The 25,640-nt window shown below is 52.8% G+C and carries 16 protein-coding genes; 12 read left to right on the top strand and 4 right to left on the bottom strand.

Annotated features, from left to right (window positions below; all coding sequences use genetic code 11):
• Positions 1–25: 25 nt before the first annotated feature.
• Positions 26–1,060: a quinone-dependent dihydroorotate dehydrogenase gene (locus AACY82_RS03080; protein WP_339615291.1), complete on the top strand. Its 1,035-nt coding sequence runs from the start codon at positions 26–28 to the stop codon at positions 1,058–1,060.
• A 213-nt stretch (positions 1,061–1,273) separates the two neighbouring features.
• On the opposite strand, the gene rmf is transcribed toward AACY82_RS03080, so the two are convergent.
• On the bottom strand, positions 1,274–1,480 hold the full coding sequence (rmf, locus tag AACY82_RS03075) for a ribosome modulation factor (RefSeq protein ID WP_339615290.1): 207 nt from the start codon (positions 1,478–1,480) through the stop codon (positions 1,274–1,276).
• A gap of 756 nt (positions 1,481–2,236) precedes the next feature.
• Here rmf and rlmKL point away from each other — a divergent pair.
• The 3 genes from rlmKL to AACY82_RS03060 all read left to right on the top strand — a co-directional run bounded on the left by rlmKL (position 2,237) and on the right by AACY82_RS03060 (position 5,238).
• Positions 2,237–4,450, top strand: a complete 2,214-nt coding sequence (rlmKL, locus tag AACY82_RS03070; protein ID WP_339615289.1) for a bifunctional 23S rRNA (guanine(2069)-N(7))-methyltransferase RlmK/23S rRNA (guanine(2445)-N(2))-methyltransferase RlmL — start codon at positions 2,237–2,239, stop codon at positions 4,448–4,450.
• Between the two features lie 20 nt (positions 4,451–4,470).
• Entirely contained in the window at positions 4,471–4,746 is a 276-nt protein-coding gene (locus tag AACY82_RS03065; protein WP_339615288.1) for a hypothetical protein, read from the top strand.
• Positions 4,747–4,884: 138 nt separating this feature from the next.
• Positions 4,885–5,238, top strand: a complete 354-nt coding sequence (locus AACY82_RS03060) for a hypothetical protein (protein WP_339615287.1) — start codon at positions 4,885–4,887, stop codon at positions 5,236–5,238.
• Between the two features lie 233 nt (positions 5,239–5,471).
• On the opposite strand, the gene AACY82_RS03055 is transcribed toward AACY82_RS03060, so the two are convergent.
• Positions 5,472–7,547, bottom strand: coding sequence for a TonB-dependent receptor (locus AACY82_RS03055; RefSeq protein WP_339615286.1), 2,076 nt, complete (start codon positions 7,545–7,547; stop codon positions 5,472–5,474).
• Positions 7,548–7,776: 229 nt separating this feature from the next.
• Between AACY82_RS03055 and AACY82_RS03050 the strand changes: the two genes are divergently transcribed.
• Entirely contained in the window at positions 7,777–8,259 is a 483-nt protein-coding gene (locus tag AACY82_RS03050; RefSeq protein WP_339615285.1) for a BlaI/MecI/CopY family transcriptional regulator, read from the top strand.
• A complete protein-coding gene (locus tag AACY82_RS03045; protein WP_339615284.1) occupies positions 8,256–9,188 on the top strand; it encodes a M56 family metallopeptidase in 933 nt (310 codons plus the stop codon). The genes AACY82_RS03050 and AACY82_RS03045 overlap by 4 nt, the downstream gene beginning before the upstream one ends.
• Here AACY82_RS03045 and glgA read toward each other — a convergent pair.
• Positions 9,136–10,659, bottom strand: coding sequence for a glycogen synthase GlgA (gene glgA, locus AACY82_RS03040; RefSeq protein ID WP_339615283.1), 1,524 nt, complete (start codon positions 10,657–10,659; stop codon positions 9,136–9,138). The two genes, AACY82_RS03045 and glgA, sit on opposite strands and share 53 nt — an antisense overlap.
• A gap of 82 nt (positions 10,660–10,741) precedes the next feature.
• On the bottom strand, positions 10,742–12,973 hold the full coding sequence (gene glgB, locus AACY82_RS03035; protein WP_339615282.1) for a 1,4-alpha-glucan branching protein GlgB: 2,232 nt from the start codon (positions 12,971–12,973) through the stop codon (positions 10,742–10,744).
• Between the two features lie 502 nt (positions 12,974–13,475).
• Here glgB and glgC point away from each other — a divergent pair.
• From glgC to uvrA, 6 genes are all read left to right on the top strand, one after another.
• Positions 13,476–14,729, top strand: a complete 1,254-nt coding sequence (glgC, locus tag AACY82_RS03030; RefSeq protein WP_339615281.1) for a glucose-1-phosphate adenylyltransferase — start codon at positions 13,476–13,478, stop codon at positions 14,727–14,729.
• A 2-nt stretch (positions 14,730–14,731) separates the two neighbouring features.
• Positions 14,732–16,468, top strand: coding sequence for a glycoside hydrolase family 57 protein (locus AACY82_RS03025; protein WP_339615280.1), 1,737 nt, complete (start codon positions 14,732–14,734; stop codon positions 16,466–16,468).
• Complete coding sequence (gene malQ, locus AACY82_RS03020; RefSeq protein ID WP_339615279.1) at positions 16,469–18,049, top strand: 4-alpha-glucanotransferase; 1,581 nt, start codon at positions 16,469–16,471, stop codon at positions 18,047–18,049. It abuts the gene before it with no gap.
• A gap of 39 nt (positions 18,050–18,088) precedes the next feature.
• Complete coding sequence (locus tag AACY82_RS03015; protein ID WP_339615278.1) at positions 18,089–18,439, top strand: PilZ domain-containing protein; 351 nt, start codon at positions 18,089–18,091, stop codon at positions 18,437–18,439.
• 165 nt (positions 18,440–18,604) lie between these two features.
• On the top strand, positions 18,605–19,633 hold the full coding sequence (locus AACY82_RS03010) for a Solitary outer membrane autotransporter beta-barrel domain (RefSeq protein WP_339615277.1): 1,029 nt from the start codon (positions 18,605–18,607) through the stop codon (positions 19,631–19,633).
• Positions 19,634–19,860: 227 nt separating this feature from the next.
• Entirely contained in the window at positions 19,861–25,497 is a 5,637-nt protein-coding gene (gene uvrA, locus AACY82_RS03005) for an excinuclease ABC subunit UvrA (protein ID WP_339615276.1), read from the top strand.
• Positions 25,498–25,640: the final 143 nt, after the last annotated feature.

Genomic DNA, 25,640 nt, shown 5'->3' with positions numbered 1-25,640 from the left:
TTGACGTTTTTAGCGAGAAATTGCCATGTACACAGCTGTGCGCAACCTGTTGTTCCGCCTCAACCCCGAAGCTTCACACGAACTTAGCCTTGAGTGCATTGGTGCAGGGGAGCGTTTGGGGATAACCCGGCTGCTAAGCAAAGTCCCCGACGATCCCGTCGAGGTGATGGGGCTGACCTTTCCCAACCCCATAGGCTTGGCGGCAGGGCTGGACAAAAATGGCGATTACTTTAACGCGCTCGGCTCGCTGGGTTTTGGTTTTGTCGAGATTGGCACCATCACGCCGCTATCGCAGCCGGGAAACCCTAGGCCGCGCCTGTTTCGGTTGACTGGTAATAACGCCATTATCAACCGCATGGGTTTTAATAATAAGGGCGTCGAGCACCTGGTGAATCAGGTGAAAACCCGTCGCTATGATGGTGTACTGGGTATTAATATTGGCAAAAATGCCAAAACTCCGGTCGAAAATGCGCTAAATGATTACCGTGTGTGTCTTCGTAAGGTCTACGCTTGGGCAGATTACATCACCGTCAATGTCTCATCGCCCAACACTCCGGGGCTGCGCAACCTGCAATTTGGTGAAAGCCTGACGGAGCTACTGGGCGGAATCAAGCGTGAGCAGCGCAAGCTAGCGCAAGAGCAAGAGCGCTACGTGCCTATTGCCGTAAAAATTGCCCCCGATATGACAGAGTCCGAGATCGCATCCGTTGCTGAGACCTTGCTAGCATTAGAAATAGACGCGGTTATTGCCACAAACACCACGATCGGCCGCGAGGGAGTAGAGACCGACCCGCAGCACACCGAGGCGGGTGGTTTAAGCGGTGCACCGGTACGCGACAAAAGTACGGCGGTTATTGCCGCTCTGGCCAAGGTTTTGGGTGGCCGAATCCCTATTATCGGTGTCGGTGGTATCGATAGCGCCGACGCCGCAGTCGAAAAAATAGCCGCCGGTGCGAGCTTAGTGCAGATTTACTCGGGCTTTATATATAAAGGGCCTGCGTTAATTAAAGAGTGTGCCGAGGCGGTGGCGGCCTATAGACGCAATCATCCAAAAAGTTAGGTGGCGGTCGAACGGGGTTAGGGTAAATGCCGTGACGTGTTGATCGGTTGGCTGAGCCTCGTGAGGACATAAAGGGTATAGATTAAAAAGCCCGCACTAGGCGGGCTTGATCTGCGGGTGGCAGATCCTGAGTCTTATCACAATGAGCGTTTGTTCAAGTTTGTGTCATTCCAAGCTATGTTCAAATACGTCGTTGTCTCGGTGCCTCAGTGGTTAATGGAGGTTGCTCAGCTTTTGTACCTGCGCCGCGCGATTAAACCCGTCCCATTGATCGGTGCGCGATTCGCGCCAGCCGCTCATCCATTGCTGCCGTGTTAAGCCGGTTTCATGGGGGCAAATGCTTCTGGATCGCCCGTCAATACCGGCTTTGTAGCCTTTACCGAATGCTCGTTCAAGTTGATCACGTTTTTGGCGTTTCATGCTTTGCAATACCTCATCGGTTATAAACTGAGCGGGCCAGTTAGAGCACCGTTACGTGCTCATCGGCAGTTTAGTTGCCGCACTCGCCATGCTCGCGGGTTGTGTATGACAAATTGCGAAAACCACCATCTCCTTAGGTTTGCGGCCGATATTGCGGTGTTGGCCTAGGGTTAAAGAGCCACTGCCGCACAACACATTTGCTATTGCTTTGGCGGTGGGGCCTTGATCAGTCAAGCGGTTTACTCGTCAAGCGTGGTGCGTCGCGGGCTGCCAATGGTGCTTACCTCCTTAGCGTGAACGCCGTTGGATACGATAGGCGCTTTAGCAAACTTAAGCGCTGCTAGCCTTTGACTTGGGTTGCGCGGCCTGTGCGCCGTTGTGGCGCGTATCCCCCGCGCTAATATCGCCGGGGGAGCCCTTGAGGCCATTGGTTGCAGGGCGCAAATCCCCTTGACGCTCACTCACTGAGTCGGGCGTCTCGCTTGACGCATAGCGCCGTTTGGCTGATGTGCTTATCCGCCGTTGCCGGTAGGAATTTACCAACATGCGCTGTATGATTTTCAGCGGCGGATAGCCAGTACAACAAAATCCAGCCGCGCTGTGAACGAATTAATTTTTATAGCGGTAGACGTTAATAGATCGCAAGGGTCTTAACAAAACCGTCATTTTATGGAACCGCCGAGCGCATTGAATGTCTCGTCGGCCAAATAAACAGGCATAAAGCTTGTTTCTACTAGTGTTGAGATAGCGTAAGTCATGACTGCCGAAACCCAATTTTTTGCCACGTGCCCCAAAGGCTTAGAATCACTATTACTGGATGAGCTGAAAGCTCTAGGGGCACAAGAGGTGCGTGAGACTGTGGCCGGGGTGTACTTTAGTGGCGATATAAAAAAAGCCTACGAGGTATGCTTGTGGTCGCGTCTGGCCAATAAAGTGCTTATGCCGTTAGTGCAAGACCGCGCTGATACTGCCGACGACTTGTATCGTGTAGCGCGCGCGATTGATTGGCAGCAGTACCTAAAGCCCTGCGGCACTTTAATGGTCGACTTTTCAGGCGAGAACCGCAATATTCGCAACACGCAATTCGGTGCGGTAAAAATTAAAGATGCGGTGGTGGATTGTTTTCGCGACGATACTGGCGAGCGACCAGACGTTGCCAAACGCGACCCGGATTTACGCATTAACGCCCGGTTGTCACGGGGCAATATAACCATTGGCTTGGATCTATGTGGTGAGAGTTTGCACCGCCGTGGCTATCGTAAATCGCAAGGTGAGGCGCCACTAAAAGAAAATCTTGCCGCCGCTATTTTAATACGTGCCGGATGGGGCAAAGCCGACCACGATGAAGCGTTGCTTGACCCTATGTGTGGCTCGGGTACCTTTTTGATTGAAGCCGCTATGATAAGCGCCGATGTCGCACCGGGCTTGATGCGCTCGGGCTTTGCCTTTGAGCGCTGGCCCACCCACGATACTAATGCTTGGCAAGAGTTGCGCGAGCAAGCGCAATCGAGAAAACGCCATGGACTTGAGCGTGAACTTCCGGAAATTCGCGGTTACGATGCTAACCTCGGCGTCATTCGCGCGGCAGAAGAAAATATAACCCGCGCCGGTTTTGACGACTGGTTGCGAGTAAGCCGTAAAGAGCTGCGCGAGTTTGTTAAGCCCACACATAAAGCCATGCCCCACGGCATTATTGTAACTAACCCACCTTACGGCGAGCGTTTGGGTGAAATCGAAGCGATGAAAAGTTTGTATCGTCACCTGGGCGAGCGAATGCGTGAGGAATTTACCGGCTGGCGTGCGGCGGTTTTTACCGGCAACCCCGAGCTGGGCAAACAGATGGGCGTGCGCGCACAAAAGAAGTACAAGCTGTTTAACGGCACGATCGCCAGCGAGCTATTAATGTTTGCGATTGAGCCGGAATACACGGTGCAAAACCGTGCCACGCCAGTAGGGCCATCAGAACAACTTAACGAGCAAGGCGAGGTTGTATTGTCAAATGGTGCACAAATGCTGCTAAACCGTTTGCAAAAAAATGCCAAAAAACTTAAATCATGGCGTAAACGCAGTGGCGCAACCTGTTACCGCTTGTACGATGCGGACATGCCCGAGTACGCTTGTGCTATCGATATTTACGAGGGGGTGGTTGACGGCACCAACACCATTCGCCGCCAAGTGCACGTACAAGAGTACCAGCCACCGCGCTCTATTGATGAAAAAGGCGCGGCAGAGCGCTTTAAAGAAATTGAAGCAGCGGTGCCTATTGCCTTGGATGTCGCTTCTGAATCGGTCAGTTTTAAACAGCGCCGCCGTAATCGCGGGGTTATGCAGTATGAAAAACTTCATGAAAAGCCCATGGGTGAATTGCTGCAAGTGCAAGAGGGTAATGCTCGGTTGCTGGTCAACCTGTGGCAGTACTTAGACTCCGGCCTGTTTTTAGATCATCGCCCCTTGCGCTTGCGTATCGCCGCCGAGGCGAAAGGTAAACGCTTTTTAAACCTGTTTTGTTATACGGCGGCCGCCTCAGTACAGGCGGCCTTAGGTGGTGCGCGCTTTACGTTGAGTGTGGATATGTCGCAAACCTACCTTAATTGGGCGAGTCGTAACTTGGCCATGAACGGTTTAAGCGAATCGCGCAACCGTTTAGAGAAAGCCGACTGTGTCGCTTGGTTAAAAAGCGCCGAGCAAAAATTTGATTTAATCATGCTTGATCCGCCTAGCTTTTCCAACTCGAAAAAAATGCTGGATGTGTTAGATGTTCAGCGCGACCACGTTAGCTTGATTCATCAGTCGATGAATCTACTAGACGAGGGCGGTGTGTTGTATTTTTCTAACAATTTACGCAGCTTTAAACTCGATGAAGAAGCTTTGTCGGGCTATCAGCTGGAAGATATATCAAAAGCGACTATCGATCAGGACTATTCACGCAATCAAAAAATTCATCAGTGCTGGCGTATTACCGCACTCTAGCAATTGGGCTAGGTAATGCTATGTGGCTAAAACGCGGGGCAAACTACCTGTGGCGGCGCAACCCAATCACCCGGGTTGTGTATGCCCGCGCCGATCGCGGTTTAAAAATTATTGCGCTGAGCCTAATGCTGGTGCTTGCCACCGCATTGCCTTACGCCGCAGCCGTTACGTTGGGTTGGCTGACTAACGCACGGACCGAGCTGGCGTGGCTATTTGCTTTAGGTGCAGCGGTAGCGCATGTGGGCTTTGTGGTGGGGTTATGGTTGTTAATATATGATCGCTTGTGGCGAAGGTAGGGCGCGCCTTTGGTGAGGCTCAGGCTATTTTATTACGGCTGACCTCGTCGCTATAGAGCATCGCCATCGGACTTACAATAGTCCAGCGTTCGATTTACTTTCCCACGGTCGCTGGGGGCGGACGAGTTACTTGTCGCGATGTGGCAAGCAATTCCCGAGAACGCCCCTCGGCGCCCGGCATTATCTTCAGTGGGTGTATCAGCAGGGCCATATGCAGTGATAAATGTGATGCTTTTTGGCTTCATGATTTTGTCATTGGTGGGCGTTTTCTATCCTTTGCAAAGGTTTCCGGTTCTAATACTCGAACTACTATGGAAAGCAATATGGTTATCCTTTTTTGTGCTGCCAATTCATTTGAACACTGCACTGGATGACTATGCTGCTGCAGTGGCGTTTGCCTGCATGGCTGGTGTGGTGTTGACACCGTTGGTTTTACCGTGGCGCTATATCTTTAATAATTTTTTTGATGATGTATCGGAAAGATATCTTTAATAAATCACGGTTTAAATTAGTATTCTAAAGCATGGGTTGTGGATTAATCGTTTCCCGAGATCTAAAGTTAGATTGGGTATTCTTTTCGTTAGTTTGCTTTGCCAAAAAATAAAAGTAACTTTCTATAGGCGGCATCAAAAGCGTCTCAAAGCCCATTCAAGGGGCGCGTAACGCAGTGAGGTGCGGCTTATAAACCAAAAAAAATCCCAGACAAGTCTGGGATTTTTTAACCGCTAAAACGCCATCTCAAGCGTTACCCGCAAGCTACGCGGCTCTAACGGATGGTAATGCACATCCTCAACCGGCGATGCTTCCCCAGCTAACTGCGAAGCATAGTAGTAATCAATATCGTGGTCGTCGCTATCCAGCAAATTAAGTACATCTACGCTAAGCGTAAACGGCTTAAAGCGATAGCCCAGTTTAGCGTTTAGCAAAGTGCTGGCGTCTGAACTGACCTCATTGGTTTCTACTAATGGCCGTGGGCCAAAGTAACGTAGGCGCAAACTACCAAACACGCCGCTGGCGTAATCGGCGCTTACCCCAAGCTGTAAAACGTCCTCTACTGCCCCCGGTACATAGCGGCCAGGTTGCTCGTTAACAAACCGGGCGTGGGTGTAGGCATACTCTAAATCCAGAGTCCAGTTATCGTTTAAGCGGTAGTAACCGGTAAGCTCTAGCCCCGCGCGTTCGGTTTTATCACTCGCCTCGGTGTTGCCGGCATCACCGACAAACAGTAACTCGCTGTCAAGCTCTAGATACCAGAGCGCAGCGGAAATATTAATACGCTCGTTGAAGTTGGCGCGTAACCCCAGCTCGCTGCCAAAGGAGCGCACCAAGGGGTCTACGGCATCAATGGCGCTGCCGTCTGCCGGATCAATTTTAATCGTCGTGCCACGGGCATCGTTGGAGTGAAACCCGGTGCCGGCCGACAGATAGCCTTCCCAGTTTTGCGATAAACGGTACACGGCGCTGGCTTTAACCGATGCGATCCCGTCGTCTGCCGTACCGCTGTTGGGCGATAAGTTAATGCCGGCGTTGTTGCTGCCAGCGCGATCATTGACATCAAAGTCGTAAAAGTCGTAGCGCAAGCCCAACACTGTTTTAAAGCGCTCGGTCCAGTTAATCTCGGTATCGGTAAAGGCTGCGATGCTGCTCTCGGTGATGCTATCGCTGCGCACTGTCCCTAAACGTTGACGCGCTTGAGTGTGATATAGGCCTACCTCATTAATGTCATCAATACGTGTCTCTAGGCCATAACGATTATGAACATCTAGACCGCCCAGGGTCAGGTCGTGTTGGTACTGCAGTTTACCGCCAAATATTTGTCTCTCATCCACTTGCTCAAATTGATCACCATTGACCGGGTCATCAAGAAAGTATGTGAAATTTGACCAAAGGGTTAAATCGTAATCAATGACGTAAGCGCTGGCTAACCAGTTGTCGTTCTCCCAGCTAATATTGGCGCTGTAGCGTGAGGATTCGCCCCCGGTGGTGTTATCGATAGAGCCTAGTTCGTCAATCAAACCCGCATCAACCGCACGGGCTGGAATCTGATCTGCGCTGTTCCAGGCGTTGCTGTAACCCATCAGCCCCCAGCTAAGGGTGCCACTGCCTAAGGCACGGGTGGCTTTAAGTTGACCGTTGTATTCGTCTAAATCTTCGTCGATATCCGTCCAGGGGCCCTGGTAACCGGTGGCTTCAAAGCCCCACATCAGTTCCGTCTCACCCGCATGAAATGAATCGGCAGCCAATAAACGATAGTACTCATCAGAGCCTGCGGTTAGTTTTAATTGGCCTTCATTAAAGTGGCTTTTGCTGTTAATAAAGCCGGCACCTGCACCACTAAAATCGCCAACGTCGGCGTAGTAAGGCCCTTTTTGATAACGCAGAGTGGCAATCAGCTCGGGGATCATAAAGTTTAGATCGGTATAGCCTTGGCCATGACCGTGGCTACGCATATTGATGGGCATATCATCGTAAAAAGTGGCAAAGTCAGTGCCGTGATCCAGGTTAAAGCCGCGCAAAAAGTATTGGTTAGCTTTGCCGGTACCACTGTGTTGGGTGACTACCATCCCGGGAATCAGCTCCAATACCTCCCCCGAGCGCAACAGCGCGCGAGTTTCTATGTCACGCTGTGAGACAACGCCTTGTGAGGCCGATACACTCTCGCCAATGAGGTTGACCCGGTGGCCCGATACGGTGATTTCCTCCACTTCATGGGCGAACAACGGTAGTGCAATAGGCAATACAAGCAGGGGAGTTAGGCGGTGACAGTAGCGCGCGCGCCGTGGCTTTGATTGTGGCAGCATGAGGCATCCTTTTGTGGTTATTCAGTAAGTAGTACTATATTCGAGACTGATCTAAATACAGATCAACTGCGTATCTATAAATACCAATCACAAAATGATATTTTTATACATATCAGATACTTACGAGCCATTTTGGCCGTGTTTTAACAGGAGGCGAACACCGATTGCCAATCGGTGTTAACAAAACGATGGATCAGCCCGTAACCACCCAGCGCGAGCAACCTAGCCGATGAAGCCGCGCTCGCAAAGCAATACCCTGCCACAACTAGGCGAGCTGGAGCTGGCATTAATGCGCGCGCTTTGGGACGCGCCAGGGCGCGACGCTAAAAGCCTGCAGTGTGAGCTGCCGATACGTTTAAAGAGCAGCTTAAATACAGTGCAATCGGCACTTGAGAGGCTGCACCGCAAAGATTTAATTGACCGTAACAAACAGGGGCGTGCCTATCTTTACCGCGCCAGTGTTGGGCGCGGTGAATTTTTAGGGCAGCTGATAGGTCGCGTTGTTAGCCAAGTGCACAGTGGCAGCATGACGCCGATATTGAGCGGGTTTGTGGATTTTGCCGATGAGATCGATCACCAATCACTCGATGAGCTTGAGCGGTTAATTAACGCGCGGCGCGGCAAGCGTAACGATGGCAGCCAAAGCGCCGCGAACGAAGTGGTAACAGGCGAGGTAAGTACGAATCGCGACACGACCGGAGATCAATCGTGATATTGCTACTGGTAGGCTTTTTTATCTGGCTGCTACTTTTGGCGCTATTGCGCTTGTGCGCGCCACTATTAGAACGTTGGCTCGGCCAACTACACCCCAATGAGTCGAGTTTATTGCTGTTGGTTATTCTGACATTACCGTTACTGGCGGCTACGTTAATAACGTTAGAGTTAGCATCGCCAGCTTGGTCGCACTGGTTTATTGCCAGTCATTGTCATGAGCTGCGGCAATCCCTTGCCTGCGGTCAGCATGCGCCTATTACTCCACATATTCCGGTACTGCTCGCGATAGCATCGGTGTTGGCGGCCGGTCTTGTTGTTTGGTTACTTTACCGGCTGTGGCGCGCGCAAAAAACTTTAACGACTTTTATTGCCTTGGCCGATGCTCACGAAATTCGCGATGTTTATATTCTACCCAGCGACGCCCCTTTGGCTTTTACACTCGGTTACTGGCGGTCACGTATTTTTTTATCGCAAGGCTTGCTTGAGGTGTGTGACGAAAACAGCATTCGCAGCGTCATCGAGCACGAGCGGGCGCACCAATTGCGCCACGACAATTTGCGGCTGTTTGTGGCAAAGCTAGCCACGCTGCCTTTTTGTTGGGGAGTGGGGCGCTTGCTTGAGCGACTAGATTTGACCCACGAGCAAGCCTGCGACTGGTACGCGACCGGTACCCTAGAGGCCCATGAGGTGGCCGCCAGTATTGTCCAGATCGCGCGCCTGAATAGGGACTTTGCCGATGCTAAAAACCTTTACAGTGCGAGCTTTTTTTGTCGCAGCCATGTGCGCGAGCGCGTTAACGCACTCATTAAAAACGATTACCCACAGGATGCGGGATGGCGCCGTGCGTTAATCACCGGGGGTAGCACATTAATGGCTATAACGCTGTTGCTTGATCCTCTGCATCATTGGATTGAGTGGTTCTACTAACAGTTTGACGGTAGAGCTCTAGGTAAGCTCGTGCGCTTTTACCCCAGGCAAAATCTTGGCTCATGGCATTGTCTTGCAATTTGCGCCAGAGAAGCTTGTTGTCAAAACACGTTAAAGCATGACGTAGTGCCTCGCTAAGCGCCGTAACTGACGCTTCAGAAAACAAAAAGCCGGTTTCGTCAACATTTACTAACGCACTCATGCTGGCGGCATCTATCGCATCCGAAAAATTCGAGAAGTTGACAATAGTATCGCGCAACCCGCCGACAAAATTGGCCACGGGTATCGTACCGTAGCGCTGGCTGTACATTTGATTAAGGCCACAGGGCTCAAACAGCGAGGGCATTAAAAAGATGTCACTGCCGGCCTCAATACGATGCGATAGACTCTCGTCATAGCCAATGGTCACCGACACCCGCTGTGGGTAGCGCGAGCGCAACTCTTGCAAAGCCGCCTCAAACTCTGGCTGCCCCGAGCCAATCACCACAAACTGACAGCGCGCCTGAGATAACAGCGCAGGTAACGCGCCTAGTATCAGGGCAACACCTTTTTGCTCTACTAAACGGCCAATAAACCCCACAAGCGCGACGGATTCATCTTCTGGTAAGCCCAGCTCACGCTGTAACGCCAGTTTATTGTGAACTTTGCGTTTGATCGTCCGGCGGCTGTATGGCACGGCAAGGTAGGGATCGGCCCCGGGGTTCCAGGTATCGGTATCAATACCATTAACAATGCCGGTTAACTGGCGGGCGCGATTAACCAGTACGCCCTCTAGGCCGCAGCCAAACTGTTCGGTCTGAATCTCTTGGGCGTAGCTCGGGCTCACTGTCGTTATTGCATCGGCGTACACCAGCCCGGCTTTTAGAAATGAAAAGTTGCCCCAAAACTCTAATCGCTCGTAATGCCACCAGTGCTCGGGTAACTGTAAATCGACAAATGTTTGGTAATCAAAAATTCCCCGGTAGGCAAGGTTGTGAATCGTAAAGACAGAGGCGGGGGCATTTTGTTGGCCTGCCAACAGGGCGGGTACTAAACCGACTTGCCAATCGTGGCTGTGTACTACATCGGGCCGCCAGTGTAGACCGACCTTGTTTAAGGCGATGTGCTCGGCAACTTTACTAAACAGATAAAAACGGTAGGGGTTATCTGGCCAGTCAGTGCCAGAGTCGTCGCCGTACAAACTGCCTGCGCGATCAGAAAACTCGGGAATATCCACCAGCCACACCGGTACCCGGCTGCCGGGCAAGCGCGACTGCCACAATTTAACCGGCACTTGGTTAACCTCGAACTCACGCAGTAGCTTCAGCCCCTGCGGCCGGGCTTTTTCCAGTGTCGTTTTATAGGCAGGTAAGAGTAATCTAACCTGCACGCCCAAGCGCGCGAGAGCACGAGGCAAGGCGCCGCCCACATCGCCTAAACCACCGGTTTTTGCCAGAGGGTACGCCTCCGAGCACGCAAACAGTACTTTCACACAAAGCTCCTTTAGATGTGTGGTTTACGACATTATGTGAGTTATCCGTTTTTGGCGCCGCCTTTAGGTCTTGCTGACGGCATTATACATCGCGACACTTAAGCACAATACCCGCCAGCGGCGGCAAGGTTAGCGAGAGTGAGTAGGGCATATTCATCCACGGCTCCGCGTCGGTAATCAAACCGTTGCCGTTACCCACATTGCTACCGCCGTAGTACACCGAATCAGAGTTAAAAATCTCTTGATAGTGACCGGCGTCTGGTACGCCCACGCGGTAATCGTGTCGCGGCGTCGGGGTGAAGTTTAAAATAACAATAACGCGCTCGTGCTCACCTTGACGCACATAACTAATTACGGACTGGCGGTTATCGTGACAATCAATCCAGTCGAAGCCGCTGTCGCTATAACAGCGTTCGTGCAGCGCTGGTTGCGCGCGGTACAGTCCGTTTAAATCGGCAACCGATTGCTGTAACTGTTGGTGGCGCTCAAATTGCAACAACGGCCAATCTAGGGCGCGCTTATCGCTCCACTCGGACCATTGAGCAAATTCGCACCCCATAAATAATAATTTACTGCCGGGGTAGGTAAACTGATAGGTGTAAAGCAACCGTAAGTTAGCAAATTTTTGCCAGTCGTCGCCGGGCATTTTGTTAATCATGCTACCTTTGCCGTGTACGACTTCATCGTGACTAAAAGGCAGTTGAAAATTTTCGCTAAACGCGTACATCATGCCAAAGGTTAGGTTGTCGTGATGATACTGACGGTATATCGGGTCTTTGTTCATAAACTGCAGTGAGTCATGCATCCAGCCCATGTTCCACTTTAATGAAAACCCCAACCCTCCTAAGTACACTGGCCCGGAAACTTGCGGCCAGGCGGTGCTCTCTTCGGCAATCACTAACACGCCGGGGTGCTGGCCGTGGCACTGCACGTTTAGCTCGCGAACAAACTCAACCGCCTCTAAGTTTTCATTGCCACCGTAACGGTTGGGTACCCACTCGCCTGGCTCACGCGAATAATCGAGGTGAAGCATGGAGGCGACGGCGTCCACGCGCAAGCCATCAAGGTGAAATTCATCCAACCAAAATAGCGCGCTGGCGATCAAAAAGTTGCGCACCTCGTTGCGGCCGTAATTAAAAATTAGCGTGCCCCAATCTTTGTGCTCACCTAAGCGAATGTCCTCGTGCTCGTACAAGGCAGTGCCATCAAAGCGGGCAAGGGCGAAGGCATCTTTGGGGAAGTGCGCCGGCACCCAATCGAGAATAACGCCGATATTTTGATTGTGCAGATGGTTTACAAAGTAGCGAAAGTCATCGGGCGTGCCAAACCGGCTGGTGGGGGCAAAATAGCCGGTACTTTGGTAGCCCCAGGAATCGTCCAGCGGGTGTTCTCCTACGGGTAAAATCTCAATATGAGTAAACCCTAAGGGGGTAATGTAGTCGACCAAGCGGTGGGCTAAATCGCGGTAGTTTAAAAACTGGTTGTCGTCGCTGCGCTGCCAGCTCCCCAAATGAACTTCATAGACGCTAAAAGGCCGCTGCTGCCAGTTCCATAAACGGCGCTCGTTCATCCATTTATCGTCGTTCCAGGGGTTTTCTTGGGCGGGACTGTAAACTTTGGCGGCGGTATTAGGGCGAACTTCAAAGTGGCGCCCATAAGGGTCGGTTTTAACGCTTACTGCGCCATTGTTGCGGGCGCGCAGCTCAAACTTATACACCGAGTGTAGTGCCAAGCCGGGGATAAAAATCTCCCATACGCCACTACCACCGCGCGAGCGCATGGCATGGCAGCGGCCATCCCAACGGTTGAAGTCACCGACTACGCTGACGCGCTCGGCGCCCGGCGCCCAGGTGGCAAACAAAACCCCGGCTACGCCATCGATGGTTTTAGGGTGCGCACCTAAAACCTGGTGAATATTCCAGTTGCGCCCCTCGGCAAACAGGTGCAAATCGTAGTCGGATATTTGCGGCGCAAACCAGTAAGGGTCGTGTTGCTTAAAGGCATTGTCGTATTCGTCGCGCCAATGCAACTGATAGGGGCGAGTGGGTCGCTCGGCCAAGTGCTCGAGCACATAAAAGTCGCTATTGGGCAGTTGGGTTAGCGCAACCTCAATGTCGTCCACCTCGGCCGTTACCGCGCCACGGGCGTGGGGCAGGTAAGCGACCAGCGTCCAGCTGCTTTTGTTAGCGCCGCTTACGGTGGCGGGCGAGCTTGTGCTTGGGTGTAAACCCAGCACCGTAAAGGGGTCGTGGCTTGTGGCTGCACTAATTCGTTGCATTTCGGTACTAAGCTGTAATCCTTTGGGGCGCGGCATAAGCTGCTTATTCCTTTTGCCAGTGGCTAAACACAAAACCGTAACACAGTTTAGTTATAGTTTTGGCTATTCGTGCCCACTGATTTAGCACGAGTAATAAAGTGGTTGCACTATTTATGACTAACAGCACGTTTGTAGCACGTTTGGTGCCACAGACTCATGGAACGACTACCCACATCCATTGTCAGCGACTATTGTTAGTACTCGTTATGGCAAAAACCATTGCGGTTACGTTAGGCATTTTAGTGTAACGTCGGCCCGTGACAGATCTGTGAGTTATGCACGCATACCAAAGTCAATTTACAGCATCCTATGGCACTCAACTTGCTATTAAATATTTCTGTCATATCCCGATAGGTAATCATGGACGACAACCAAGTCGTTATCGGAGCGATATAGACAGGCAACAACTACAAAGCTTACGGCCGGATACCGCCGAGAGCCAAGCGATTATCGTTAATCGCACCCTACACGGTGACACTTAAGCAAGGAGCAACACAGTATGACCAACCCCGCTTCAGGACGTTTTGTCAGTCGCTTAACCCGCGAAACCCTCGCGTTGGTATTGGCTGGCGGACAAGGCACAAGACTAAAAAATCTGACGGAATGGCGCGCGAAACCCTCGGTGCACTTTGGTGGCAAATTCCGCATTATCGACTTCCCATTATCCAACTGTGTTAACTCGGGCATTCGCCGCATCAGTGTATTAACACAGTACAAGTCACACTCACTTAACCGTCATATCCAGCGCGGCTGGGGGTTCTTAGGCGGCCAGATGGGGGAGTTTGTCGAGCTACTGCCGGCGCAGCAGCGCCTGGGTGAATCTTGGTACGCGGGCACCGCCGATGCGGTGCGTCAAAACCTAGACATTATTAAGCGCCACGATCCAAGTTATGTGTTGATCTTGGCGGGTGACCATGTTTATAAAATGGATTACGGCACCATGATTGGTGCCCACGTCGAAAGCGGTGCAGACATCACCGTCGGTTGTATCGAGGTCGCCAGTGAAACCGCCACCGCTTTTGGGGTCATGGATGTAGACACCGACTTCAATATTGTAAAGTTTACCGAAAAACCCCCCGAGCCGGAGCACATTCCGGGTAAGCCTGGCGTCTCTTTGGCATCCATGGGTATTTACGTCTTCTCAACTGACGTCTTGTTTGAAGAGCTAGAGCGCGACCAATTGTCCGAGGGTTCTTCCCACGACTTTGGCAAAGATATTATTCCCTCTCTGTTAAAAACCCACAAAGTTATTGCCTTCCCGTTTCAGGATCCTGTTAGCGGTGGCGAGGCCTACTGGCGCGATGTGGGTACAGTCGATGCGTTGTGGCAGTCAAATTTAGAATTAACCGGTATAACCCCGGAGCTTGATCTTTACGATTCAGAGTGGCCGATCTGGACTTACCAAGAGCACGTGCCACCCGCTAAATTTATTTTTGACGACACGGGCCGCCGCGGTATGGCGGTCGATTCAATGGTGGCTGGCGGCTGCATTGTCTCGGGCGCTATTGTGCGGCACTCGCTGTTGTTTCCTAGGGTGCGGGTCAACTCCTACGCCGAGGTGACCGATTCGGTATTGTTTCCCGGGGTCGAGATCGGTCGCAATTGCAATATCAAAAAGGCCCTGATTGACCGTGACTGCGTCATCCCCGAGGGCACCGAAATTGGCTTTGATGCAGACGCCGACCGAGAACGTTTTTATGTTTCCCCCGGCGGGGTGGTACTAGTAACCCCCGCCATGCTGTCAGGAGACTAGCAATGAGTGGTGTACCCGAAACATCAGTGGTATTTTTGTGGCACATGCACCAGCCCGATTACCGCGACTGTTTAACCGGCGAATACTATTTTCCCTGGACGTATTTGCACGCGATTAAAGACTACACCGATATGGCCGCGCACCTGGAGAACAACCCCGGCAGTAAAGCGGTGTTTAACTATGTTCCGATTTTAATTGAGCAGCTGGTCGACTACGACCAGCAATTAAACGCCTACCTAACCAAAGGCGAGCTATTAAGCGACCCTTTGCTGGCGCTGCTTACCAACGCCGAGCGTCCCGAGCCGGGCAGCGAGCGCTTTGCCGATTTACTGCAAAAGTGTACTCGCGCCAATCGCGAGCGTATTATCGATCGGTTTGAGCCCTACCAGCACCTAATGGGTCTGTACGATAACGCGCAAGAAGTTGAAGGGGCCGATCGTTACTTTAATCAGCAATACCTAACCGACCTATGCGTTTGGTACCATCTGGGTTGGCTGGGCGAAACTGTCCGCCGCGATAACCCCATCATCGAGCGCCTGCAACAACAGTCGTTTAATTACACTGCCGATCACTGCCGTGACTTGTTGCAAGTTATCTATAGCGCCATTAGCGGTATTATCCCAAGGCATAAAAAGCTGGCCGAATCTGGCCAGGCGGAGCTGATTACCAGCCCCTACGCACACCCGATTTTGCCGTTACTACTGGATTTTAACAGCACCCACGACGCTATGCCGGCGGCACCGCTGCCTAATTCGGGCGAGTACCCCGGAGGTGAGGCGCGGGCGCACTGGCAGATGCAAAAAGGGCTCGACGTTTTTAAGCAGCATTTTGGCAACATGCCAAAAGGATGTTGGGCATCCGAGGGGGCGTTAAGCGATGCGGCGTTAAAGGTGCTAAGCGAGCACGGCATACGTTGGACGGCCACCGGTGATTCGGTGCTGTTTAACAGTTTACAAAATAGTGCCAACAATACGGCCGCAGACAAAATCAAAAGTGAGCCAGATACTCGTCACACCGCGTTTCAAGTGGGGGAGGGTGATGTACACGTGTTCTTTCGTGACGACGGGTTATCCGACAAGATCGGCTTTGAGTACGCCAACTGGCACGCCGATGACGCCGTAGGGGATTTTGTTCACCACCTAGAGAACATTGCCAAGGCCGCGCCGGCAGATAACCACACTGTTATTTCGATTATCATGGATGGTGAAAATGCCTGGGAGTATTACCCCGAAAACGCCTGGTACTTTATTGACGCGCTCTACAAAAAAATCGAGGCGCACCCTTACTTAACCACTCGCACTTACTCTGAGGTGCTTGAGCTTGCCGATAACCAAGCGCCTTTAAACACCATACCCCTCGAACACTTGTGTGCCGGCAGCTGGGTTTACGGGACCTTTTCTACCTGGATCGGTGAGGCCGAAAAAAACCACGCGTGGGACATCCTGTGTGAGGTGAAGCGCGCTTACGATCAAGTTATAGACAGCGGCGCACTTGACCAACAACAATCTGCCGAAGCCAGTTTGCAGCTTGCGTTGTGTGAAGGCTCCGACTGGTTTTGGTGGTTTGGTGATTACAACCCCTCAGATAGCGTAAAAGACTTTGACCGCTTATACCGGCAACACGTTAGTAACCTCTATACGAGTTTAGGGTTAGTCCCGCCAAGCTCTCTCGACACGCCCATCAGCACCGGTAGCGGGGCGCCAGCCAACGGCGGTGTGATGCGTCAGGGGCACCAATAAATGACGGCCGCCACTCACTACCAACCGGCCGCTATTTTTAATGTCCGCACCGCTGGGGTATTACTGCACCCTAGCTCTTTGCCTGCGCGAGCAATTCACAACCGCCAGCCCAACGCCGGCAATCTGGGGGCGATGGCCGAAGAGTATTTAAATTTTTTAGCCCGCGCCTCGCTAACGGTGTGGCAAATGTTGCCCACCGGCCCCACCCACGATGACGGCTCGCCGTATCACTCTTGGTCAGCGTTGGCCGGCAATCCCGATTTAATTTGCCTCGAGCGTTTGTGCGAGTGGGGCTGGGTCGCGCCGGCTAAGCTTAAGGTTGAGGCCTCACCCGAGCCGCTCAGTAAAACCGAGCTGGCCCAATTGCGACAAATGGCCTGCAGCGCTTTTAACGACTTTATTACGTCGTCGGCGGGTAGCGCGGTTAAAAAAGACTTTGACACTTTTGTCGCCGAGCAACACTACTGGCTTGATGACTTCTCGCTGTTTTACGCCATTCGGGCACAAGAGCGTGGCACCAGTTGGCACCATTGGCCCACGCCTTTACGCCTGCGTACCAACACCGCCCTTGCCGTGGTGCGCGAGCAGCGCCAAGACGATATTTTTCAGGCGCAGTTTGAGCAATTTGCATTTTACTCCCAGTGGTGCCAATTGCGCGAACATGCCCGGCATTTGGGTATCGCGCTGTTTGGCGATATTCCTATCTTTGTGGCCAGCGACAGCGTCGACGTATGGGCCAACCCCGATCAGTTTCAACTCGATCGTGAGGGCAACCCCACCAGCGTAGCCGGTGTACCACCCGATTACTTCTCCAAAACCGGGCAACACTGGGGCAACCCCCACTATGACTGGGCCGCCATGCAGGGCGACGGGTTTCAGTGGTGGAAAGATCGCCTGCGGCGTCAATTGGATCAGTTTGATTTAATTCGCATCGATCACTTTCGCGGCCTCAGCGCCTATTGGGAGATTCCCGCCGGCAGTGCCGACGCCAGCTCTGGCCGTTGGGTAGAGGCGCCAGGCGCGGCGCTACTAACCGCACTGTTTGCCGAGTTTGATGAGCTGCCCATCGTCGCCGAAAACTTAGGTTTAATCACCGTCGAGGTCGAACAACTGCGCACCGGCTTTGCGCTACCGGGCATGCTGGTATTGCAATTTGGCTTGGATGGCGAACCCAAAAATATTAACGCCCCGCACCATTGTGAGCCGATCAATATTATTTATACCGGCACCCATGATAACGACACCAGCTGTGGTTGGCTCGCCACGCTTAGTGCCGAGCAAAAACAGATGATTGTGGAGTATTTTGGCGTATCCACCAAGGCGGGGGAGCTTAGTCACTGGACACTGATTAAGTCCGCACTGCGCTCGGTGGCGCGCATGGCCATTGTCCCCATGCAAGATTGGCTGGCACTCGGGTCTGATGCGCGCATGAATACTCCCGGAACGTGCCACAACAACTGGGCCTGGCAGCTGCAGTGGAGCGCACTAACGGATGCGCTGGCTGATGAGATCGCCCGCGAGGTTAAACGCTACGACCGCACCGGTGACCCATTGCCCGAACTTGAATATATGCCTACATAACGATTGCACTGATGATTTCAAACCAAGAGGGAACGACCTATGGAGCACCGTTGTAGTCCGCGTTTAACAACCGACCTTAAAGTTCGCCTGCGCCACCAAAAACAACAGCGCAGTGGCCGTCTACTTAACTGCAGTACCCTAGGCTTTTATATTAGTACCGAGGGGCTCGAATACGCGCTCCACCAACGGGTAGCCGTTGACGTGGCCCTGCGGGATATCGATGGCAATGCCTACACGTTTGTGTTTGACGGTCGCGTGGTGCGCAAGGGCGAAAATTACATAGCACTAGAGCTCGAAGCGGCCCATGTCCCCACCCAGAGCGCGTTAAATTTTATCGATATTTTAAAACAGCTACAGGCACCTCGCGCCCAGCAGCGTCAGCTAGGCTAGTACCCTGAGTTGCGCCGCTAAGATATTTAGTTGACTAACGGGGTTTGGCTCCGTACTTTTCAACCGCCAAGGTGCCGCAACTATGCTAAATTATGGTCTAGTTAATTCGTAGGTCGCGACAGGGCTTGCGGGTTCCCCGAGCACGGATGATAGTAGATCACATTTATGGCATTTAGCACCTTGGCGGGCGTTGCTCGCGCTATACTCGTCAGCCTTTTTGCCCTGATAGCAGTTGCGGCAGGCTCAGCTAGGGTTCAGGCTCAAGAGTTTGATGCCTATGATCAGCTAGTCAGTGATTTTGTCGCGCAATACCTTGCGCGCTCTATTGTTATCTCCGATGCGAATTTGATTACTTTGGGGATTGTCGATTTTGACCCTAACGAATTTGTCGATTTGGGCAACATCAATACCGGCGACGCAGAGACCTTAAAGCAACGCAGTTCACTCACCAGCTATGCCTTACCGTGGGTTGGTAAATGGCAAACCGTCACAGATAAATGGCGTACCCGGGCCGTACTGCGGCTGTCTTACGTCGCCACCAAGCAAGAACTCGCCTTTGAAGACGACGTGCAAACATTAAACACCATGCGTGACACGACTTACATCGGCTACGCCGAAAATACGTGGGAGTACCGCGTTAATGATCACTGGCGTGCCAATCTTAGCCTGGGCTTAGACCTGCTGCATTACAACAATGATTTCACCTACCGAGAAGAAGCGCTAGAAGCGCTTAAGCCCTTGCTGGATGGCTCGTTATTTAACACCTCCTACGACGCCTGGATGCTCGACCCGGGTATCGCCATCAGTTACACCGGCAAGGTGTACGGGCACAAATGGGAGTACTCAGCCAACTATCGCTACGCGGTGGGGCGCACATTTAATGTCGACTCACACGCGCAACGTGTCTCGCCCGAGGTTGGGCGCCTGAGTAATTCTTTGGTATTACATTACGACACGCCTGATTTTTACAATCGGCGCAGTCAGGTACGGCTTTTGGCGCGCCGCATCGACCTAGACGCCGATGCCGTAGAGCCTATGGGCACCGATCACTATTTTGAGGTAGGCGCAGGTTGGCTTATCGAAACTAAAAACGACATTAGTTGGCTGCAGAATGTCGGCTTGGGTTTATCGCTTAACATCGATAGCGACTTAAGCGGCGGCAGCGTTGTTATTTTGTTTAACGAGTCGATGTAGCTCTGCGGGTAATCATCAATCACAGCCGCGGGATACTTCAACGCGTATTATTAGATACAACTCCATTCGTATACTCTAGCCCCCGCATCAGGTGATCTAAGTTAGGCTCTGCTGCGTTTATAAACAACCGGTGTGATACCTGCCGTTAACTCCGGGCAATACGCCCTTGGACACACCCGCCAACTCCTGTATATTTAGCCAGTCTTTTACGCTCAGGTGCAGTCTTTATGTCCTTCGATGCCATTAAAATCCGCGGCGCTCGGCAAAACAACCTCAAAAACCTCGATCTTGATATCCCCCTAGGGGAGATGGTCGTGGTGACCGGGGTAAGCGGCTCGGGTAAATCCACACTGGCCTTTGACACTATTTACGCCGAGGGCCAGCGGCGCTACGTCGAGACTTTTTCGGCTTATGCCCGGCAGTTTCTCGACCGCATGGATAAGCCGGCAGTCGACAGTATTGACGGCATTCCCCCTGCCATCGCCATCGAGCAGAGCAACACGGTGCGTACCTCGCGCTCCACCGTGGGCACCATGACCGAGCTTAACGACTATTTTAAGCTGCTGTTCGCCCGATTAGCGCATTTATATTGCGCCGGCTGTGGCCAAGCGGTAACCACAGATTCACCACAGAGTATTCTTGCAGCGCTTTACCAACAGTTACCAAGTGATCAGCGTTTGATGGTGTGTCTGCCCATCAACGTGCCCGAGCAGCTCAGCGATGACGATGTGTTGCAACTGCTTAACCAACAAGGTTATGCCCGTATCCACACGCGCGAAGGCAGCAGAGTCGAGGTAGTGCAAGACCGCCTGCGCTTAAACGAGGACAATCGATCACGCTTAACCGAGGCCCTAGAGGCCGCTCTGCATTATGGCAAAGGCCATGTACTGGTTTACCCCTTAAGCGATGACAAATCCGCTGGCAGTGCCTTGCGTTTTTCCAGCCACCACCATTGTCCTAGCTGCGACATTAGCTACCCCGAGCCCACGCCCGCGCAGTTCTCGTTTAACTCGCCGATTGGCGCGTGCGCCAGCTGCAAGGGTTTTGGCCGTATTATCGGGGTCGATTGGGGCTTAGTGGTGCCCGACGAGCGCAAAAGCTTAAAAGACGGCGCCATTAAACCTATCCAAACCCCAAGCTACGATGAAGTGCAGCGCGACCTTCTTAAATACGCCAAAAAGCGGGGCATACCCATCACCACCGCCTGGATGGATTTAACCGCCGAGCAGCGCCAGTGGGTGTTAGACGGCGAGGGCGATTGGAGCCAAGGGGTTTGGTACGGCATTCGCGAGTTTTTTACGTGGCTTGAGAGCAAAGCCTACAAAATGCACATACGGGTGTTGTTATCTAAATACCGCGCCTACACACCGTGCCAAAGTTGTGGCGGCGCTCGTTTAAAGCCAGATTCGCTCTGGTGGCGCATCGGCAATTTTGATGCCGCAGAACAGGCGTTGGCGGGGCGCCCGCGCTTTAAGCCGGTGGGTGCCACACTGCCCGATAAAATCTTTAACCAGTTGCCCGGCTTAAACATTGCCGATGCGATGCGCTTGCCGCTGGCAAATGCACTGGAGTTTTTTAATGGTTTAAGTTGCCAAGAGGACAACCAAAACAGCGGGTCGGTTGTTGATGAGGCCGCCGAATTACTGCTTAGTGAAATTCGTTCGCGCCTTGGGTATTTATGCGAGGTCGGGCTCGATTACTTAACCCTCGATCGCCAATCGCGCACCCTAAGTGGCGGCGAGGTGCAGCGCATTAATCTCACCACCGCGTTGGGTACCTCGCTGGTCAACACCTTGTTTGTGCTCGATGAACCCAGCACCGGTTTACATCCGCGCGACATCGGCCGTTTAGTGAATGTGCTGACGCGCCTGCGCGACGCGGGCAACTCGCTGTTGGTGGTCGAGCACGACCCGCAAGTAATTCTGGCCGCCGATCGTATTTTAGACATAGGTCCAGGGCCCGGTAAACGCGGCGGCAATATTGAATTTTTTGGTACACCGAGCGCATTATTAAAACGCAAAACGAATAGAACCGCGCGCTATCTAAGCGGCCTGGATCAAGTAGAAGCGTTAGCGCCAAACATCGAGCTAGGCGTCGCCGAAATGTCGCCGCAGTATTTAGCTAAAAGCCAGGCGGCCAGTGCTAGTTTACCGGCCCTAAAAAGTGCGCTGGGCTCAATAACCATTCGCGGCGCCTGCGAGCACAACCTTAAAAATATCGACGTGAAGATTCCGCTCGGGCAACTGGTGTGCTTAACCGGCGTGAGTGGTTCAGGCAAATCCACCTTAATGCGGCAAATATTGTATCCTGCATTACTTAAACACCACGGTGAGCAAACCGAAGCGCCGGGCGATCACAAGTCTATTTCAGGCCTCGCGAATATTGACCGTGCGGTTATGGTCGATCAAAGCCCCATCGGCAAAACCACTCGCAGTACGCCCGCCACTTACGTCGGTGCCTTTGATGCCATCCGTAAATTATTTGTCGCCGCGCCACTGGCCAAAGAGCGTGGTTACAAACCCGGCACCTTTAGCTTTAACTCGGGTAATGGCCGCTGTCCAAGCTGTCAGGGCAACGGGTTTGAACACGTCGAGATGCAGTTTTTAAGTGATGTTTACCTGCGCTGCCCCGAGTGTGATGGCAAACGCTTTAGGGGTGAAGTGTTAGAGGTAAAACTACTGCGCGATACTCACGCGATATCCATTGCCGATGCGTTGGATATGACCGTGGCCGAGGCGCTGATGTTTTTTGCTGATCGCCCCGAGGTATTGCGCAGCCTCCAACCGTTGGCCGATGTTGGGCTCGATTATGTGCAACTGGGGCAAGCCGTACCCACCTTAAGTGGCGGTGAGGCTCAGCGCTTAAAATTGGCCGGGCACTTAGCCGCGAGCCAGGCCAAAGCTCAAGATCATATTCTGTTTATGTTTGACGAGCCCACCACCGGCTTACACTTTGCCGATATCGCCACTTTGATGAGTGCGTTTAGGCAATTGCAAAACGCCGGCCATTCGCTGTTGATTATCGAGCACAACCTCGATGTTATCCGCAGCGCCGACTGGCTGATAGACATTGGCCCCGAGGGTGGCGATGCCGGCGGGCAATTAATAGGCGAGGGCACACCGGCGCAGTTTATCCAGTGGGCTAGCACCAATAGCAATAGCGGCTTTACCGCCCAGGCGTTGCACGATTACGAACAGTCATTAAAGGCAGGCGCCAATTTAGCCGCTATCACTAAGTCCTCCAAGCAAAAGCGCACAGCCAATGCCGTGCGCGAAATTAGCGTGCATCACGCCCGCGAGAACAACCTTAAAAATATTAACGTCAGTATCCCCCGCGATAAACTCACCGTTATTTCTGGCGTAAGTGGTAGCGGTAAGAGCACCTTGGCGTTCGATCTTATTTTTGGCGAAGGCCAGCGGCGCTATTTAGAGTCGCTTAATGCCTATGCCCGGCAGTTTGTGCAGCCGGCCTCGCGCCCAGATGTAGACGCCATTTACGGCATTCCTCCGGCCGTAGCTATCGAGCAGCGCACCAGTCGCGGGGGCCGCAAAAGCACCGTGGCAACCCTAACCGAAATTTATCACTATTTGCGCCTGCTGTACGTCAAGCTCGGCACGCAACATTGCCCCAGCTGCGACGTTGCCATTGAGCCGCAAACCCTCGATGCGATTGCCGCGCGCCTACAAAAAAACTACCGCGACAAAGAGGTCACCTTACTGGCGCCGATGGTTGTCGCTCGCAAAGGCATTTACCGCGAGCTGGCCCAGTGGGCATCGGAGCGCAGTTATGAGCAACTGCGAGTCGACGGTGAATATCAACCTACCGCCGATTGGCCTACGCTAGATCGCTATAAAGAGCACGACATTGAGCTTCCGCTGGCAACACTTAAAATCGCGCCACAAAATCATACGGCGCTGCTCGATGCATTACAGCAAACCCTCAACCTTGGCAACGGTGTGGTTATAGTCGCGTCCGCCAATAAAAGTCGAGCCAAAGAGCGTTTGTTCTCGACTCAGCGGGCATGCCCTAGCTGTGGCTGCGGCTTCCCCGAGCTGGACCCTCGGTTGTTCTCGTACAATTCCAAACACGGTTGGTGTGCCGGCTGTTTTGGCACCGGTAAAGTCATTGCCGGTTTTGATGAAGAGCAAACCGGCGAAGAGCGCACGTGGCAACCCGATGAAGAAGGGGTTGAAAAAACCTGCCGCCAATGCGATGGCCAGCGTTTAAACCCCACGGCATTAGCGGTACGATTTCGCGATCGTTCTATTGCTCAGCTGGCCGCGTTACCGGTAGACGATGCCGAGAGTTGGTTTGGCAAACTTAAACTTAAAAGTAACGAGCAAGCCATTGCTCGCGATTTACTTACCGAGATGCACAGCCGACTGCATTTTTTGCAAAAAGTCGGCCTTAATTATTTATCCCTCGACCGCGCCGCGCCTACCTTAAGCGGCGGCGAGGCGCAGCGTATTCGCCTCGCGGCACAATTGGGTTCCAGCCTGCGGGGCGTGTGCTATGTGTTAGACGAACCGACTATTGGCCTGCATACGCGGGACAACCGCAAACTGATCGAGACCCTGCGCGAATTACAGCAACAGGGCAACACCGTCATCGTGGTCGAGCACGATGAAGACACCATGCGCGAGGCCGATTATTTAATTGATATGGGTCCACGGGCCGGTGTTAACGGCGGTGAGGTGGTGGCCTTTGGCAGCGTTGCTAAAATCATGAAGACCAAAGCATCACTCACCGGTCAAATGCTCGCCAACCCGCTGCGCCACCCTATGCCCGACTTGCGTAACATTGAGATGCGCAAATTATGGTCGCCCGAAAAGCTTAGCCTTGAAGGCGCCAGCCAAAATAATCTCGCCAACGTCAGTGTCGATATCCCCCTGCGGCAACTGGTGGCCATTACCGGCGTAAGCGGCAGTGGCAAAAGTACACTGGTGCGCGGCGTGCTGTACCCCAACGTTAAAACCGCCATCGCCAACGTGCGCAAAAAGAAGCACAATTGGCAAGGGGTTAACAGCATTAGCGGCTGGCAGGGCATAGACCGAGTTTTAGAGGTAGATCAAACCCCCATTGGCAAAACTCCACGCTCGTGCCCGGCTACCTACATCGGCATCTGGGATGCAATCCGCAAACTGTTTGCCGGCACAGTAGACGCGCGCCTGCGCGGTTACACCCCCGCACGTTTCTCGTTTAACGCCGGCGATGGCCGCTGCGACGGTTGCGGCGGGCAAGGCATGCAAAAAATCGAGATGAATTTTTTACCCGATGTTCGCGTACCCTGCGATGTTTGCCACGGCTGGCGCTTTAACGACGAAACTCTAACTGTACGTTACAAGGGCAAACACATCGGTGATGTACTCGCCATGAACATCGACGAAGCTGCCGAATTTTTCCAGCCCATCAACAAAGTCCACCACGCTTTATGCCTACTGCAAGACGTCGGCCTTGGTTATTTAACGCTGGGCCAACAAAGCCCGACGTTAAGTGGCGGCGAAGCCCAGCGCATTAAGCTGGTGGCCGAACTCGCCAAAGCGAACATGACCCCCGAAGACGCCAAAGGCCGCGTAAACCAACACAATTTATATGTGCTGGATGAACCCACGGTGGGTTTGCATATGGCCGACGTGGATAAACTACTGCACGTACTTCACCGGTTGGTAGATGCCGGCAACTCGGTGTTGGTGATTGAGCACAACTTAGATGTCGTCGCCGAGGCGGACTGGATTATTGATATGGGGCCAGAAGGTGGTTCTGGTGGGGGTAGGGTTGTGGCGCAGGGCACGCCGAGTACCGTTATTAAGCGCAAGCGGTCAGAGACTGGGAAGTATTTGGCGGAGGTTTTGAAGGGGGCGTAGGTACTTAGGCTGGCTTTTCATGCCAGCCTAGACCCTCCTATTCTTGGTTGGGCACTTAAGCGCCTCACCTAGCGCGGGGTTGCTCTCTTCTGGCCAAGCTATATACTTTACCTAACAACTATAAAGCCCCAAACGAGTATTTG

The sequence above is a fragment of the uncultured Gilvimarinus sp. genome, assembly GCF_963972205.1.
GTDB classification, from domain to species: domain Bacteria; phylum Pseudomonadota; class Gammaproteobacteria; order Pseudomonadales; family Cellvibrionaceae; genus Gilvimarinus; species Gilvimarinus japonicus.
The sequence above is the reverse complement of the archived record's forward strand: the minus strand, read 5'-3'. Positions and strand labels throughout refer to the sequence as shown.

What these genes read in the sequence shown, in the direction of transcription:
- AACY82_RS03025 (WP_339615280.1), top strand. Translation starts at nt 14,732, where the DNA reads ATGAGTGGTGTACCCGAAACATCAGTGGTATTTTTGTGGCACATGCAC.
- rlmKL (WP_339615289.1), top strand. Translation starts at nt 2,237, where the DNA reads ATGACTGCCGAAACCCAATTTTTTGCCACGTGCCCCAAAGGCTTAGAA.
- AACY82_RS03010 (WP_339615277.1), top strand. Translation starts at nt 18,605, where the DNA reads ATGGCATTTAGCACCTTGGCGGGCGTTGCTCGCGCTATACTCGTCAGC.
- AACY82_RS03065 (WP_339615288.1), top strand. Translation starts at nt 4,471, where the DNA reads ATGTGGCTAAAACGCGGGGCAAACTACCTGTGGCGGCGCAACCCAATC.
- AACY82_RS03080 (WP_339615291.1), top strand. Translation starts at nt 26, where the DNA reads ATGTACACAGCTGTGCGCAACCTGTTGTTCCGCCTCAACCCCGAAGCT.
- AACY82_RS03060 (WP_339615287.1), top strand. Translation starts at nt 4,885, where the DNA reads ATGTGGCAAGCAATTCCCGAGAACGCCCCTCGGCGCCCGGCATTATCT.
- AACY82_RS03015 (WP_339615278.1), top strand. Translation starts at nt 18,089, where the DNA reads ATGGAGCACCGTTGTAGTCCGCGTTTAACAACCGACCTTAAAGTTCGC.
- uvrA (WP_339615276.1), top strand. Translation starts at nt 19,861, where the DNA reads ATGTCCTTCGATGCCATTAAAATCCGCGGCGCTCGGCAAAACAACCTC.
- AACY82_RS03055 (WP_339615286.1), bottom strand. Translation starts at nt 7,547, where the DNA reads ATGCTGCCACAATCAAAGCCACGGCGCGCGCGCTACTGTCACCGCCTA.
- malQ (WP_339615279.1), top strand. Translation starts at nt 16,469, where the DNA reads ATGACGGCCGCCACTCACTACCAACCGGCCGCTATTTTTAATGTCCGC.
- glgC (WP_339615281.1), top strand. Translation starts at nt 13,476, where the DNA reads ATGACCAACCCCGCTTCAGGACGTTTTGTCAGTCGCTTAACCCGCGAA.
- rmf (WP_339615290.1), bottom strand. Translation starts at nt 1,480, where the DNA reads ATGAAACGCCAAAAACGTGATCAACTTGAACGAGCATTCGGTAAAGGC.
- AACY82_RS03050 (WP_339615285.1), top strand. Translation starts at nt 7,777, where the DNA reads ATGAAGCCGCGCTCGCAAAGCAATACCCTGCCACAACTAGGCGAGCTG.
- glgB (WP_339615282.1), bottom strand. Translation starts at nt 12,973, where the DNA reads ATGCCGCGCCCCAAAGGATTACAGCTTAGTACCGAAATGCAACGAATT.